The organism is Acrocarpospora catenulata (assembly GCF_018476525.1).
Lineage (GTDB): Bacteria > Actinomycetota > Actinomycetes > Streptosporangiales > Streptosporangiaceae > Acrocarpospora > Acrocarpospora catenulata.
This window is the reverse complement of the sequence record NZ_JAHCST010000015.1, coordinates 166,048-180,893: the sequence shown is the minus strand read 5'-3', so window position 1 is coordinate 180,893 and position 14,846 is coordinate 166,048. Positions and strand designations below refer to the sequence as shown.

Annotated in this window: 15 protein-coding genes; 6 read left to right on the top strand and 9 right to left on the bottom strand. The window is 72.1% G+C overall.

Translation table 11 applies throughout. The features are described from left to right. The first annotated feature begins 9 nt into the window (after window positions 1-9). The 6 genes from KIP79_RS18540 to hydA are packed head-to-tail and all read left to right on the top strand — an operon-like array spanning window position 10 to window position 5,257. Window positions 10-1,044, top strand: a complete 1,035-nt coding sequence (locus KIP79_RS18540; protein WP_214106076.1) for an ABC transporter permease — start codon at window positions 10-12, stop codon at window positions 1,042-1,044. Beyond that, the gene (locus tag KIP79_RS18535; RefSeq protein ID WP_214106075.1) at window positions 1,041-1,862 is read left to right on the top strand and encodes an ABC transporter permease; all 822 of its coding nucleotides are present in this window, start codon (window positions 1,041-1,043) and stop codon (window positions 1,860-1,862) included. Before KIP79_RS18540 ends, KIP79_RS18535 begins: the two co-directional genes overlap by 4 nt. Beyond that, window positions 1,859-2,689: an ABC transporter ATP-binding protein gene (locus KIP79_RS47075; protein ID WP_250213411.1), complete on the top strand. Its 831-nt coding sequence runs from the start codon at window positions 1,859-1,861 to the stop codon at window positions 2,687-2,689. The genes KIP79_RS18535 and KIP79_RS47075 overlap by 4 nt, the downstream gene beginning before the upstream one ends. Next, window positions 2,683-3,480 carry an ATP-binding cassette domain-containing protein gene (locus KIP79_RS47070; protein WP_250213410.1) on the top strand — a complete coding sequence of 266 codons (798 nt, stop codon included), beginning with the start codon at window positions 2,683-2,685 and terminating at the stop codon, window positions 3,478-3,480. Before KIP79_RS47075 ends, KIP79_RS47070 begins: the two co-directional genes overlap by 7 nt. After that, complete coding sequence (locus KIP79_RS18525; RefSeq protein WP_214106074.1) at window positions 3,477-3,857, top strand: allophanate hydrolase-related protein; 381 nt, start codon at window positions 3,477-3,479, stop codon at window positions 3,855-3,857. Before KIP79_RS47070 ends, KIP79_RS18525 begins: the two co-directional genes overlap by 4 nt. Continuing rightward, window positions 3,854-5,257 (top strand): dihydropyrimidinase, encoded by a 1,404-nt coding sequence (gene hydA / locus KIP79_RS18520; RefSeq protein ID WP_214106073.1) that lies wholly within the window; start codon window positions 3,854-3,856, stop codon window positions 5,255-5,257. The genes KIP79_RS18525 and hydA overlap by 4 nt, the downstream gene beginning before the upstream one ends. Here the strand turns inward: hydA and KIP79_RS18515 are convergent. From KIP79_RS18515 to KIP79_RS18475, 9 genes are all read right to left on the bottom strand, one after another. Beyond that, complete coding sequence (locus KIP79_RS18515) at window positions 5,230-6,120, bottom strand: LLM class F420-dependent oxidoreductase (protein ID WP_214106072.1); 891 nt, start codon at window positions 6,118-6,120, stop codon at window positions 5,230-5,232. The two genes, hydA and KIP79_RS18515, sit on opposite strands and share 28 nt — an antisense overlap. Continuing rightward, on the bottom strand, window positions 6,117-7,673 hold the full coding sequence (locus KIP79_RS18510) for a class I adenylate-forming enzyme family protein (protein WP_214106071.1): 1,557 nt from the start codon (window positions 7,671-7,673) through the stop codon (window positions 6,117-6,119). Before KIP79_RS18510 ends, KIP79_RS18515 begins: the two co-directional genes overlap by 4 nt. Beyond that, the gene (locus KIP79_RS18505; protein ID WP_250213449.1) at window positions 7,670-8,629 is read right to left on the bottom strand and encodes an amidohydrolase family protein; all 960 of its coding nucleotides are present in this window, start codon (window positions 8,627-8,629) and stop codon (window positions 7,670-7,672) included. The genes KIP79_RS18510 and KIP79_RS18505 overlap by 4 nt, the downstream gene beginning before the upstream one ends. 5 nt (window positions 8,630-8,634) lie before the next feature. Next, on the bottom strand, window positions 8,635-9,810 hold the full coding sequence (locus KIP79_RS18500) for a thiolase family protein (RefSeq protein WP_214106069.1): 1,176 nt from the start codon (window positions 9,808-9,810) through the stop codon (window positions 8,635-8,637). Window positions 9,811-9,814: 4 nt separating this feature from the next. Then, window positions 9,815-10,621, bottom strand: coding sequence for an SDR family NAD(P)-dependent oxidoreductase (locus tag KIP79_RS18495; protein WP_214106068.1), 807 nt, complete (start codon window positions 10,619-10,621; stop codon window positions 9,815-9,817). 12 nt (window positions 10,622-10,633) lie between these two features. Continuing rightward, entirely contained in the window at window positions 10,634-11,806 is a 1,173-nt protein-coding gene (locus KIP79_RS18490) for an acyl-CoA dehydrogenase family protein (RefSeq protein ID WP_214106067.1), read from the bottom strand. Further along, window positions 11,803-12,588: an alpha/beta fold hydrolase gene (locus KIP79_RS18485; protein WP_214106066.1), complete on the bottom strand. Its 786-nt coding sequence runs from the start codon at window positions 12,586-12,588 to the stop codon at window positions 11,803-11,805. The genes KIP79_RS18490 and KIP79_RS18485 overlap by 4 nt, the downstream gene beginning before the upstream one ends. Further along, window positions 12,585-13,844, bottom strand: a complete 1,260-nt coding sequence (locus KIP79_RS18480) for an LLM class flavin-dependent oxidoreductase (RefSeq protein WP_214106065.1) — start codon at window positions 13,842-13,844, stop codon at window positions 12,585-12,587. The genes KIP79_RS18485 and KIP79_RS18480 overlap by 4 nt, the downstream gene beginning before the upstream one ends. 97 nt (window positions 13,845-13,941) lie before the next feature. After that, a complete protein-coding gene (locus KIP79_RS18475; protein WP_308169778.1) occupies window positions 13,942-14,835 on the bottom strand; it encodes an SDR family NAD(P)-dependent oxidoreductase in 894 nt (297 codons plus the stop codon). Between the last annotated feature and the right edge of the window lie 11 nt (window positions 14,836-14,846).

The window sequence follows — 14,846 nt, the reverse complement described above, 5'->3', positions numbered from 1 at the left end:
GGGTCCCACATGGCGCGTTTCCTGCTCCGCCGGTTGATCACCAGCGTGGTGGTGCTGGCCGGGCTCGCCGTCGTCACGTTCCTGATGACGCAGGTGCTGCCGGGCGACCCGGCCAGGGCCGCCGCCGGTCGCAACGCCACGGCCGAGCAGGTGGCGCAGGTCCGGGCCAGACTCGGCCTGGACCAGCCGCTGTGGGACCAGTTCCTCGGCTACCTGGGCCGGCTGGCCCACGGCGACCTGGGCACCTCGGTCTTCACCCAGCGGCCGGTGCTCGACGACGTGGCCGCCATGCTCCCCGCCTCGGTGGAACTGGTGCTGGCGGCCATGGTGATCAACGTCGTGGTGGCCGTGCCGCTGGGCGCCTTCGCCGCCTACCGGCGCGGCCGGGCCGCGGACACCGCGGCCCGGATCGTGGCCCTGCTCGGCATGGCCGTGCCGGTCTTCTGGCTCGGGCTGATGCTCCAGCTGGTCCTCGCCGCCCAGCTGCGGGTGTTCCCGCTCACCGGCCAGCTCTCCTTCGGCCACCAGGTGCCGCGGATCACCGGCATGACCACGCTGGACGGCCTGCTCGCCGGCGACTGGGCTGCCTTGGCGGACGCGCTGGCCCACCTGGCGCTACCCGCGGTCACGCTGGCCGCCGCGTTCGTCGCGGTGGTGGCGCGCACCGTCCGGTCATCCATGATCACCACGCTGGACTCCGACTACATCGCGCTGGCCAGGGCCACCGGCGCCGGCGAGTTCCGGGTGGTGGTCCGGCACGGCCTGCGCAACGCCCTGGTCCCCGCCAGCACGATCCTCGGCATGCAGCTCGGCTGGATGCTCGGCTCGACCGTGCTGGTGGAGTCCATCTTCGGCCGGACCGGGATCGGCGCGTACGCGGTGACCGCGGTCCTGCAGAACGACCTGTACGCCGTGATCGGCACGGTTCTGGTGATCGGAGTGGTCTTCGTGGTGATGAACGTCATCGTGGACCTGGTCCAGCTCTGGCTGAACCCGCGGCTGCGCCACACCGGCCGGCGGCGGGCGACCCCGGTGGCGGCATGAGCAGGGCACGCCCCATCGAGCGGGCAGCCCTGGTGGTCGCCGTCCTGGTCGCGGCGCTCGCCGTGCTCGGCCCGCTGCTCGCGCCGCACGACCCGTACGCGGTGAACCTCGCCCAGTCCCTCCAGGGCCCGTCCGCCGAGCACTGGTTCGGCACCGACGTCAACGGCAGGGACGTGCTCAGCCGTCTGCTGTACGGCGCCCGCGAGACGCTCCCGGCGACCCTGGTCGTGATCGCCGCCGCCACCCTCATCGGCACCCTGATCGGCACCCTGGCCGCGCTCGGCGGGAAGGTCCTGGACGAGGTGCTGATGCGGATCACCGACATCGGCCTGTCGCTGCCCTCGATCATCCTGGCCCTTGGCCTGGCCGCCGCGCTCGGCCCCGGCCTGCGGTCGGCGGTGATCGCGCTGGCCCTCACCTGGTGGCCCGGGTACGCCCGGCTGGTGCGCACCCTGGTCCGCGAGGTGAAGGACGCCGAGTACGTGGACGCCGCCAGGACGCTGGGCGTCTCCCGGCTCAGGCTGGTCTTCGCCCACATCCTCCCCAACGCGCTGGGCGCCCTGTACGTGCAGACCACCCTGGACGTGTCGGCCGTGATGCTGGTCATCTCGGGTCTGTCCTTCGTCGGCGTGGGCGCGCAGGTGCCGTCCGCGGAGTGGGGGGCGATGATCGCGGCGGCGGCCAACAACCTCACCAACGGCTGGTGGGCGGTGGTCTTCCCGGGGCTGGCGATCATGCTGACCGCGCTCGCCTACAACCTGGTGGGCGACTGGCTACGGGTGCGGAACGACCCGACCCTGCGGGAGGGAGCCCGATGACCGAGACGCTGCTCGCCGTACGCGACCTGCGGATCGCCTTTCCCGGCCGGACCGGGCCGGTGGAGGTGGTGCACGGCATCGACCTGGACCTGGCCAGAGGCGAGAAGGTCGCGCTGGTCGGCGAGTCGGGTTCCGGCAAGTCGGTCACCGCGCGCGCCGTGCTCCGGCTGGACCCGGACGCCCGGCTGAGCGGGCGGATCGACCTCGCCGGCGTGGACGTGCTCGCGCTGCCGGCCCGGCGGCTGCGCGAGATCCGCGGCGCGCGAGCCGGCCTGGTCTTCCAGGATCCGCTGGCCTCGCTCAACCCGGTGATGACCATCGGCTGGCAGATCATCCAGCCGCTGGTCATCCGCGGCGTGCCCAAGCGCATCGCCCGGCGGCGCGCGATCGACCTGCTCACCCGGCTCGGGGTGCGTGACGCCGCCCACCGATTCGACGACTACCCGCACCAGTTCTCCGGCGGGATGCGGCAGCGGGTGGTGATCGCCATCGCGGTCATCGCGGAACCCGCCCTGCTCATCGCCGACGAGCCGACCACGGCGCTGGACGTGCGGGTGCAGGCTCGCGTCCTGGAACTCCTCCGCGAACTCGCCGCGGAGCGCGACATGGCGGTCCTGCTCATCACCCACGACCTCGGCATCGTGGCCGGGTTCGCCGACCGGGCCGTGGTCATGCGGCACGGCAGGACCGTGGAGTCGGGGCCGGTCGAGGAGATCTACGCCCGGCCGCGGCACGAGTACACCCGGGCGCTGCTCGCCGCCGTCCCCCGGATCGGCGGCGATCCGTCCCGGCCGCTGGCCGTGATCGGGGAGGGCGAAACATGCTGACCGAACCGCTGCTGCGCGTGGAGAACCTGGTGAAACACTTCGCCGGCCGCCGGGTGCTGGACGGGATCTCCTTCGAGGTCGCCCCGGGCGAGGTGCTCGGCCTGGTCGGCGAGTCCGGGTCCGGCAAGTCCACCACCGCGCGGTGCGTGGCCCGGCTGACCGAACCCGACCAGGGCAGGGTCACCCTCGCCGGGCGGGACGTGCTCGCCGCCGGGCGGCGCGAGCTGCGCGCCATCCGGCGCGACATGCAGATGGTCTTCCAGGATCCGTACTCCTCGCTCAACCCGCGGATGACCGTGGCCGCGCTGATCGAGGAGCCACTCGCCGTGCACCGCCTGGAGGCGGACCGGCGGCGGCGCCGGGACCGGGCGGCCGAACTGCTGGAACTGGTCGGCATGTCGGCCGCGCACCTGGACCGGCACCCGCGCTCGTTCTCCGGCGGGCAGCGGCAGCGCATCTCCATCGCGCGGGCGCTCGCCGTCGGGCCGCGCCTGCTCATCTGCGACGAGCCGGTCTCCTCGCTGGACGTGTCGGTGCAGGCCCAGGTGCTCAATCTGCTCGGCGACCTGCGGCGGCGGCTCGGGCTCTCGATCCTGTTCATCGCGCACGATCTGGCCGTCGTCTACTACCTCTGCGACCGGGTCGCGGTCCTGGAGAACGGCGCGCTGGTCGAGATCGGCACCCGCGAGCAGGTGTACGGCTCGCCGTCCCACCCCTACACCCGATCCCTGCTCGACGCGGTCCCGGTGCCCGATCCGGCCGTCGAACGCGCCAGAAGGAGCGACAGATGAGAATGTTCGTGAACGGGCAGGCGATGTCCGGAGGAAGCCTCAACGGCGCGCTCCGCGACGCCCGTTTCCTCGGGCCCGCCGAGACCGCGGCCCGCTACCGGTTCTTCGCGGTACGCGAGGAGTTCCCCGGCCTCTACCCGGTCCCCACCGGCGGCCACCCGGTGCCGGGGGAGCTTTACGAGGTCACCTACGAGATCCTCCGCGACCACCTGCTCCCCGGCGAGCCGCCGGAACTGGAGCTGACGGTGATCGAGCTGGCCGACGGCTCGGGATCGCTGTCGATGCGGATGCGCGAGGAGTCGCTGAGCCTGCCCGGCGTGGTGGACATCAGCACGGCCGGCGGCTGGCGCGCCTACCAGGCGGGAGGCGCCCGATGAGCGACCCCGTGGTGGTGCGCGGCGGCACGGTGGTGGAGGCCGGCTGGTCGGCCCCGGCCGACGTGGTGGTCCGGGACGGGAAGGTGGCCGCGCTCACCCGGCCCGGCGGTGCCGCGCCGCGCGGCGCGACCGAGATCGACGCGACCGGCATGCTGGTGCTGCCCGGCGGCGTGGACCCGCACTGCCACGTGGGCTTCACCTCGGGTGAGTTCACCTCGCTCGACGACTACGCGGAATGCACCACGGCGGCCGTGTTCGGCGGGACCACCACCATCGTCGACTTCGCGATCCCGCGCCCCGGCGAGGCCCCGGCCGACGTCGCGTACGCGCAGCGGGCCAAGGCCTGGCAGGGGCTGTGCGACAGCGCGCTGCACGCCTGCGTGGTCGACTGGGACGAGACGGTGCCCGACCAGCTCGGCGCGCTGGTCGCGGACGGGATCACCACGGTGAAGATGTTCACCACCTACCGCGGCGAGACCATGGCGAACGAGGACACCATCCTGCGGACCATGAAGACCCTGCGCGACCTGGGCGGCCTGGTGGTGATCCACTGCGAGGCCGACCACATCATCGGGGACACCCAGACCGACTGCGCGGCCCGCGGCCGGATCGGGGCCGCGCACATGGCGGAGACCCGGCCCGAGCTGGCCGAGACCGCGTCGGTGGCCGAGGTCCTCGCCATCGCGGAATCGCTGGGCTCCCCCGTCTACTTCGTCCACCAGTCCACCGCCGAGGCCGTCGAACTGGTCGCCGCCGCCCGCCGCCGGGGCCTGGCCGCCTACACCGAGTCGGTCGCCCACCACCTGGTCCTCGACGACAGCCGGTACGCGGGTCCCGCCCCCGAACGCTACGTCTGCTGCCCGCCGCTACGCCCACGCCCGGCCGTGGACGCGCTCGCCCGCCACCTGTTCACCGGCGAGATCACCACCATCGGCAGCGACCACTGCTGCTACGACCTGGCCCAGAAGGAGTCCCACCGAGCCGACGTACGAGCGATGCCCAACGGCCTCCCCGGCGTGGAAACCCGCCTCCCGGTGATCTTCTCCACCTTCGTCGCCAACGCCGGCCTCCCCGTCACCCGGTTCGTCGAGCTCACTTCGACCAACCCCGCCCGGACCAACGGCCTCTACCCCCGCAAGGGCACCCTGCTCCCCGGCGCCGACGCCGACATCGTCATCTGGGACCCTGCCGCCGAGTGGCAGGTGACCGCCGACACCCTCCACATGACCACCGACTACACCCCCTACGAGGGCATGACCCTAACCGGCCGCCCCCGTACCGTCCTGGTCGCCGGCCGCCCCATCGTCCATGAGGGCACCCTCCTCGACCCAACCCCCCGCGGCCGCCACCTACCCGCCGAACCGGCAGTACGTCAGCGGAGGCCGACGATTTCGGCGTAGCGGGTCATGTCGGATTCGTAGTTGTCGTCACCGATGCGGGGGGAGACGACCACCTCGTCCAGGCCGAGTTCGAAGCAGCGGCGGATGTAGACCGCGTCGTCCTCCCAGTCCTTCTCCGTCTTGCCCTTGGCGCGACGGCCTACCCGCAACGAGACCTCGGCCCGGGTGCGTCCGGCGGCCTCCAGGGCGCGTTCCAGGTCGTCGGTGAAGCGGGCGATGTCGTCGTAGGTCTGGCTGTAACCGGCCCAGCCATCGCCCAGCTCCACGATGCGGCGGAGGGTGGCGGGGCTGTTGCCGCCGACGATGATCGGAGGGTGGGGGCGCTGGACGGGCTTGGGGTAGGCGTAGAGGGGTGGGAAGTCGACGAATTGGCCGTGGAATTCGGTTAGGTCGTCGTCGGACCAGGTGGCCTTCATGACGCGGAGGTATTCGTCCATGCGGGCGCCCCGGCGTTCGAAGGGGACGTCGAGGGCCGCGTACTCCTCGGCGGACCAGCCGACGCCGACGCCGAAGTTGAAGCGGCCGCCGGAGAGCTGGTCGATGGTGGCGATCTGGCGGGCGGTGACGATGGGGTTGCGCTGCGGGACCACCATCACGTACGTGCCGATGCGGAGGCGGGAGGTGGCGGCGGCGATGGCGCCGGCCAGGACGAGGGGGTCGTGGACGCCCCGGGTGGCGTTGACCTCGACGGCGCCCGACTCCTCGTACGGGTACTTGGAGGTGTAGCTCGGCATGAAGACCACGTGCTCGGGGAGCCAGACCGAGTTGAAGCCGAGTTCCTCGATGAGCTGGGCCGACTCGATGGACCAGCGGCCGGCGCGGCGGCCCGCGCCCGGGTACCACTCGCTGATGCCGATTTTCACTGCGCGCTCCCCTCGGGGTGCAGGAACGTCTCGCGGAGCACGTGTTTCATCACCTTCATGCTGGAGTTGCGGGGCAGCTGGTCGACGAAGAAGATCCGGCGGGGCTTCTTGTAGGAGGCCAGCCGCTCCTGGACGTACGCGAGGATCTGGTCCTCGGTGAGCGAGTGCCCCGGTTTGACGACGACGGCGACCGAGACGGTCTCGCCCCAGCGCTCGTCGGGCAGGCCGAAGGCGGCGGCGTCCGCGATCTCGTCCATGGTGAGCAGGACGCGCTCGACCTCCGCCGGGTAGACGTTGGCCCCGCCGGTGATGATGAGTTCCTTGGAGCGGCCGGTGACGTAGAAGTAGCCGGCCTCGTCCTGGTAGCCGAGGTCGCCGGTGTAGTACTCGCCGTTCACGAGGACTTCGGCGGTCCGGTCCGGCTTCCCCTGGTACCCGGAGAACATGGTGTCGCACTCGATGACGAGTTCGCCGACCTCGCCCGCGGGGACGGGCTTACGTTCGGAGTTCACGACGCGGACGGTGGCGGTGGGCAGCGGGCGGCCGACCGAGGCGAAGATGTCGGAGGCCTGGGTACGGCCGGTCCAGTCGGAGCGGTTGGTGATGGTGATCGGGCCGACCACCTCGGTCATGCCCCAGGTCTCGACGAGCCGGTCGCCGATCACGTCCACCAGCTTGCCCGCCAGTTCAGGCGGGAGCGGCCCGCCCGAGTGCAGGACGGACAGGAGGGTGTCGAGCACCTGGGGGTAGAGGCGCAACGCCTCCAGCAGGCCGGGGATGAGCGGGGTGAGCCCGAGGGTGAACGTCGAGCCACGCTCGGCCATGTGGCGGCCCCATTGCTCGGGGGTGGCCCCGGGGATGAAGGAGACCGTGCCGCCGGTGTAGAAATGCGGAAATATCACGCCCCAGATCCCGGACACGAAGGACCAGCCGCCCGGGAAGGCGCAGTGCCCGTGCAACGGCAGGCGGTAGGCGTACGGGACCAGCTTCGTGCAGCCGGCGACGGCCCGGTGCGAGGCCAGCGCGCCCTTGGGGAAGCCGGTGGTCCCGCTGGTGTAGCCGATGATCGCGATGTCCTCGGCCGTCGCCGTGAGCGGCAGCGGCGCGTCGGAGGCACCGCGCAGCGCCTCGGCGTAGGACTCCGCGCCGTCGGGGACGGCGGAGCCGATGGCCAGCCACGCCGTCAGCCCGGACGCCGACCGGGTACGCGCGACCGTGGCGGCGACCCCGTCGGTGTGCACCAGCCCCTGGGCCCCGGAGTCGGTGAGCACGTAGTCGATCTCGTCGGCGGTGAGCCGGTCGTTGACGTGCACCACGGGATAACCGCCGATGGCCAGCCCGACATACACCTCAAGGGCCTCGATCCGGTTCTCCAGCAGCGCGGCGACATGGGTCCCCGGCGCGAGCCCGCGCGCCCGCAGCGCATGGGCCAGCCGCCGCCCGGCGGCCACCACCTCCGCGAAGGTACGGCTCTCGCCCTGCGACTCGACCGCGACCCGCGGCCCGAACCGCCGCCCGGCCTTCTCGAAGATCTCACCCATCGTGTCACTCACGAGTACTCCTTGAGGTTGAAGACACGGACCGCGTTGGCGGCCAGGAACAGTGCGAGCTCCTCCGCCGACAGGACGGGCGGCTCTCCGGCGAACGGCTCCGCCAGGCTGGTGACCCTATCGATCCAGGTCACCAGCTCCTCGCCCCGGGGGTCGGACTTCTCGCCGCGGATGATGTCGGAGCCGAAGATCAGCCGATGCGCTCCGAGCTGGGCGCGCATCCGGGCCAGCCGGCGGCGGAACTCGGGGTAGTCGGTCAGCGCGCAGCGCTGCCAGAGGGACAGTTCCAGGTAGGCGCGCTGCCAGCCGGTGGCCGCGTCGAGCGCCTCGGCCCACCAGGCCTCCAGGCCCGCGTGGGCGAAGACGACGGTGAGGGTCGGGTAGCGGGCCAGCAGGGCGGCCACCTCGGCGGGCCGGGAGCGTACGGTCTGGAGGGGGTCGCCGCCCAGCGGGGAGGTGTGCACGACCACGGGCAGGTCCAGTTCCACCAGCCGCGCGAACAGCCAGGAGTGTGCCGGATCGGCCAGGTCCCAGCCCGCCGCCGGGTAGAGCTTCACGCCGCGGCAGTTGCCCATCCGCGCCGCGTGGTCGAGGATCTCGGCCGCGTCGGGGTGCCGGGGGTCGATGCCCGCGCAGAAGAAGAGCCGCCCGGGATGGGTGTCGGCCAGGGACTGGCAGCGAGCGTGCAGGTCGCGGATGGGCAGGTGCTCGCCGGTCGGGCGGCCAACGATCGTCCAGTCCACGACGGGCATCACCCCGGCGGCGACGCCCGCGCGGTCGAAGGCGGCGACGGTCAGCGACGCCCCCGGATCGCTCTGCCCTTTCCCGACCTTGGGGAGGATGTCGGCCGGGTCCCGTTCCGGGTGGGTACGCCCCGCGGCCTGCCGTGCCCACGCCTGGCGCAGCCCTTCCGGCAGCCAGGTGGCCTCCAGGACGTGCATGTGGGCGTCGATCACCATGGGGTTCACTTCCCGGCCAGGATGTGCACGGTGGAGGCGGCGGTCTCCCAGTCGATGACGCCGCCGCCGATCTGGGCGAGCCCGACGCGGGCCCGAGCCAGCTGGAGGTCGCCCGCCTCGCCGCGGATCTGCTGGGTGATGTCGTGGATCTGGGCGAGGCCGCTGGCCCCGAGTGCGTGGCCCCTGCCGACGAGGCCGCCCGCGACGTTCACCGGCATCGCCCCCGAACGTTCGGTGACGCCGTTCATGGCCCAGTCCTGCTCCTGGCCCGGCGCGCAGAGCCCGAGCTCGCTCCAGGTGAGCAGCTCGTACGCCACCGAGGCGTCGTGCACCTCGGCGAAGTCGACGTCACCGGGCCCGAGCCCCGCCTGCTCGTACGCCGCCAGTCCCGCGGCCTTGGCGGCGCCCGGACCATCCTCGACGCCCTTGGGCGGGCGGGTGGCCAGCCGGGAGGCCAGGATCCGGACATCGCGCTCCGCTGAGCCCCGGCGGGTCACCACCACGGCCGCGGCGCCGTCGCTGATCGGCGAGCTCATCAGCACGGTGAGCGGATCCACCACCACCCGCGCCTTCAGCACCTCCTCGGGAGTCCCGCCGAACCTGCGGTGGGCCATCGGGTTGAGCCGGGCGTTCTCCAGCGACCGCGAGGTGACCCGGGCCAGGCCGTCCATGGTGACCCCGCGCTCGCCGAAGAGCGTGCGCGCCAGCCGGGCCTGCCGGTCCACGAACGGGCTGCGGTTCTCCCCCGCGCCGTCACCGACCGCGAAGCCGTCCTCCACGTCCATGCCGGCGCCGAACGCGCGGAAGGTGCGGGCGCGGTCCTCGTGGTTGGCCTTCTCCACGCCCAGCGCGAGCACGGTGTCGTACAGGCCGGAGGCGACCGCCAGCCAGGCCAGGTGCAGGGCGTTGCCGCCGGAGGCGCAGGCGTTCTCCACGTTGTGCACGGGGATGGTGCCGAACCCGAGCGGGTAGGTGACGGTCTCGCCCCGGATGCTCTCCTGGCCGGTGATGAGGCCGGCGAGCGCGTTGGCGAAGAAGACCGCCTGGACGTCCGCGACCTCCATCCCCGCGTCGGCCAGAGCGGTCAGGACGGCCTGCCGCCCCAGGTCCTTCATGGAGGAGCCGAGGAACTTGCCGAAGGGGGTCATGCCGACGCCCCGGATCACCACGTCACTGTGCATAAGGTCATCCCTTCTGAGGGCTGGGCCAGGAGGCGCTGACGCCGCCGTCGACGATCAGGCTCTGGCCGGTGACGTAGGCGGCGTCGTCGGAGGCCAGGAAGGCCACGGCGGCGGCGGCCTCCTCGGGGCGGCCCTCGCGGCCCATCGGGACCACGGCCGCGCGGGCGGGCGCCGCCTCGGTGCCGAACTCGCGCCGGACCAGCGCCGAGTCGATGACGCCGAGCACGACCGCGTTGGCGCGGATGCCGCGCGCGGCGTACCTGACCGCGATGTGCCGCATGACGGCCAGCTGCGCGGCCTTGGTGGCCTCGTACGACAGCGAGCGGCGGCTGCTCAGCAGCCCGGCGGTGGACCCGACGAAGACGAACGCGCCGCGCGAGCGGTCCAGCATGGGGCCGAGCGCGGCCTGCGCGGTGAGCCAGTGCGAGCGCACGTTGACCGCCTCGGAGTACTCCCACTCCGGCAGGCTCTGCGCCTTGATCGGCTCCCGCCCGGAGATGCCGACGTTGCAGACCACGATGTCCAGCCGCCCATACGCCTCCAGCGCGGTCGCCACGGCCGCCTGGCAGGAGACGGCGTCGGAGGCGTCCACCTCGACCGCCAGGCCCGGGGTGGCCAGTCCGTCCACGGTGGCCTGGGCCCGCCCGAGGTCGATGTCGCCGACCACGACGGTGGCGCCCTCGGCGGCCAGGCGGAGCGCGATGGCCCGGCCGTTGCCCATGGGAAGGTCCTCCCCTGGCCGGGCGGGGCCGTGGCTGCCGCCGCCCAGCACGTACGCCACCTGTCCGGCCAGCCTGCCGTCACCAGTCATGACGCGGTCCTCTCAGTACGCGCGCGGCAGGTCGAGCACCTGCTGCGCGATGAAGTTGAGGGACATCTCCTGGCTGACCGGGGCCAGCCGCATGATCCGGGCCTCCCGCCAGTACCGCTCGACGTGGAACTCGTGGGCGTACCCGAGCCCGCCGTGGGTCTGCACGGCGCGGTCGGCGGCGTCGTACCCGGCCTGGGCGGCCAGGTACTTGGCGATGTTGGCCTCGGCCCCGCAGGACAGCCCGGCGTCGTAGCGGCGGGCGGCCACCATGGTCATCTGCCAGGCGGCCGCAAGGCGGGCGTAGGCGTCGGCGAGCGGGTGGCTGATGGCCTGGTTGGCGCCGATGGGCCGGTCGAAGACCTCGCGCACCCGGGCGTACTCGGTGGCGCGGCGCAGCGCCGCGTACCCGATGCCGACCGCCTCGGCGGCGATCAGGATGCGCTCGGGGTTGAGGCCGGACAGGATGTGCCGGAAGCCCTTGCCCTCCTCGCCGACCAGCCGCCAGCCCTCGGCCGGCAGCCGGTCGTAGAAGGTCTCGCAGCTGGCCACGGCGTTCCGGCCGGCCTTGGGGATGGGCCGGATGTCGACGTGCGCGGGGTCGAGGTCGATCAGGAACAGGCTGAGTCCGTCGAACCTGCGCCGGTCCTGGTCGGGCGCGGGGGCGGTGCGGGCCAGGATGAGCGCGACGTCGGACTCCAGGGCCTTGCTGGTCCAGATCTTCTGGCCGGAGATCACCCAGTTGTCGCCGTCCCGTTCCGCGGCGGTCTTGATGCGCGAGGTGTCGGTGCCCGCGTCCGGTTCGGTGACCGCGAAGGCGACGTGCAGCCTTCCTTCGGCGGCCGGGGGCAGGAAGGTCTTCCTGAGCCGCTCGTTGCCGTACTTGAGCACGGGCTGGAGCCCGAACAGGTTCATGTGCAGGGCGGTGCAGCCGTTCATGGCCGCGCCGGAGGCGGCGACCTCGCGGAGCACGATCGCCGCCTCGGTGACGCCCCGGCCCGCGCCGCCGTACTCCTCCGGCAGCGCGATGCCCAGCCAGCCGCCCTCCGCCATGGCGGTGAAGAACTCCCACGGGAACCGGTGCTCGGCGTCGCAGGAGGCCCAGTACTCGTCGGGGAAGGCGGCGCAGCGGTCGCGGACCGCCTCGGCGATCAGCTCGTGGTCGGGGTCGTCGAAGGCCGTTCTCATGCCAGGAATTCCAGGATGAGCTTGCGTGCGTCGGCGGACTCGTACGGGACCATGTGGGCGGCGTCCTGGACCACCTCGCTGCGGGCGTGCGGCAGGTAGCCGGTCCAGAGCGCGGCCAGCGAAGGCGGTACGACGCCGTCCCGAGCTCCCCAGACCAGCAGCACCGGCACCTCGGCGAGCCGGTAGAGCCGCTCGGCGATCCCGGTGTCCGGGATGGGGAACAGGTAGTTGCTGGCGGTGCCGAGCATCTGCACCCGGCGGATGACGGCCAGACCGGTCTCGTGCGCGTCGGCGGGCCGGGGCTGCTGGGCGGTGGCGACCGGCCCGTCCGGGTCGGCGTAGATCAGGGGGTTGAGGTCCCTGGGCAGCAGCGCGAACATGTCCGCGCCGGGGTCGGCCTCGTCGAACATGCCCCACGGGGCGAGCAGCGCCAGCGAACCGACCCGGCCGGGCTGGGCGGCGGCCATCTCGGCGGCGAGGGTGGCCCCGATGCCGTGGCCGACCAGCCGGATCTCTCCCACGTCCAGCCGGTCCAGCGCCCACCAGACGACCAGCGCCAGGTCAGGCAGGCCGGCGGCGGGCCGCACGGAGGTGGAGACCCCCCAGCCGGGCAGGTGCACGACCAGGACCCGGTTGCCGTCGAGCAGTTCGCCGGGCAGCGGGGGTTCCTCGAACGCGCCCCACTCGCTGTGCAGGTAGACCAGGACGGGACCGGTGGACGTGCCGAGTTCGTCGACGACGGTGACGTCGCCGGAGTGCGGGCCCTCGAAGGTGTGCCTCATCGGGCCACCGCCACGGGAGCGACGGACGCCGGTTCGAAGCCGGGGATCGGTTTCGGCCACCAGTTGTGCTCGTACTGGCTGAAGACCTCCGACAGGCCGGGCTTGACCTTGGTGGTGAACAGCTCGATGTTGTTCATCGCCTTCTCGCGCGGCATGTCGCCGATGTGCATGAGGGCGATCCAGTTGCCGATGCGCATGGTGCTCGCCAAATGCTCCAGCTTCTCCCGTACGGTGCTGGGGCTGCCGGCGATGATGATGCCGAGGTTCACGAAGTCCGCCCACTCGTAGTCCTTGGCCGCGCGGAAGCTGTCCGGCCGCTGGGTGGTCTTCGCGCCGGGCGGCGGCAGCACCGCGCGCAGCGACTCCACGCTCTTGTAGCCGGGGGCCTCGGCGAAGCCGGGGTAGGTGTGGGTGCACCGGCGGTAGAAGTACTTCACGTGGTCGGCGTAGAGGCGCTCGGCCTCCTCGTCGGTGTCGGCGACCAGGATCGGCTGGAACATGCCCACCCGGTACGGGTTGTCGTCCACCCCGGCGGCCTCGGCGCGCTCCCAGAAGCGGCGGAGCATCGAGCCGGAGAACTCGGTGCCGAAGTAGGAGAGGAAGAAGAACGGGAAGTCGCGCCGGATGGCGAAGTCCATGGTCTCCAGGGAGCCGCTGCCGGGCACCCAGATGGGCGGGTGCGGCTGCTGGAGCGGCTTGGGCCAGGGGTTGACGTAGCGCAGCTTGGTGTAGCGGCCGTTGTGGCTGAACACCTCCTGGGACTGCCACGCCTTGAGGATCAGCTCGAAGCCCTCGTAGTAGCGCTCGCGCACGGTGGCGGGCTTGATGCCGTAGGCGTAGTTGGTGTCCTGGCTGCTGCCGAGCGGGAACCCGGTGATCAGCCGCCCGCCGCTGATCACGTCGAGCATGGCCAGTTCCTCGGCGATCCGGATGGGCGGGTTGTAGAGCGGCACCGCGTCGCCCATGACCAGGATCTTGGCGTCGGTGTCGGCGGTGCGCCGGGCCAGCGAGGCGGCCATCATGTTCGGGCTCGACATCAGGCCGTAGGCGTTGCTGTGGTGCTCGTTGACGCCGATCGCGTCGAAGCCCATGCGGGCGGCGTGCTCCAGTTCGTCCAGGTAGTCGTTGTAGAGGTGGTGGATGCGCCGCACGTCCATGAGACGGGGGTCGATGTCCACCCAGACGCTCCGGTGCTTCTGGGCGAAGTCCTCTGGAAGCCCGTCAAAGGGCATCAGATGGAAATAGGTGAACTTCACGCTTTGTCCCTCGGGGTCAGTAGGGGTCAGGCCCAAAGTTTATCAAACGCTTGCTTTACTTTGCTGGCAGGGCACGGCACAAATCGGGCACATCTCGTCAGGACAGCTGCCGGACCAGCAGCTCAAGCTCCTGCTGGAAGGTCGCGATGACGGACGCCTGGGACAGGTCGTTGATCTGCGCCCAGTTGTCGCGGATCTCCTCCGGCGACACCGACCGGGAGAAGTAGCCGGGGGTCTGCGCGACCAGCACCCGCGCCACCCGGCCGCCGCCCACGTTGTAGACCTCGCCGGTGACCTCGCACTCCCGCGCGGCCAGCCAGACCACCAGCGGCGCGACCAGTTCAGGGTCGAGCCGGTCGGCCAGGTCGCCCAGCAGGTCCTCGGTCATCCGGGTGCGCGCCCCCGGCTCGATCGCGTTGACCGCGATGCCGTGCCGGGCGCCCTCCAGGGCCAGCGTCTTGGTGGCGCCCACGATGGCCGCCTTGGCCGCCGCGTACGCGGTCTGCCCGAAGTTGCCGAACAGGCCGGCGGCCGAGGTGGTGTTGACGATCCGCCCGTACCGGCGCTCGGTGAAGACCGGCCAGGCGGCCTTGGTCATCCAGATCGTCCCGCCCAGGTGCACCGCGAGCACCGGGTCCACCTGGTCCCTGGTGAGCTTGGCCATGGTGCGGTCGCGCAGGATGCCGGCGTTGTTGACCAGGATGTCCAGGCGCCCGAAACCGTCCAGCGCCCGCGCGACCACCTGCTCGGCGCCCTCGGGCGTGCTGATGTCGGTGGCGTCGGCCACCGCGGCGCCGCCCGCCTCGGTGATCTCCTTGACCACCTGCTCGGCGGGGCTCAGCTCGGCGCCTGCCCCGTCCAGGGCCGCGCCGACGTCGTTCACCACGACCGCCGCGCCGCGCGCGGCCAGCAGCAGCGCGTGCGCGCGGCCGAGCCCGCGACCGGCGCCGGTGACGACGGCGACCTGGCCGTCCAGTCTGATCTCGCTCACAGGAGTGCCTC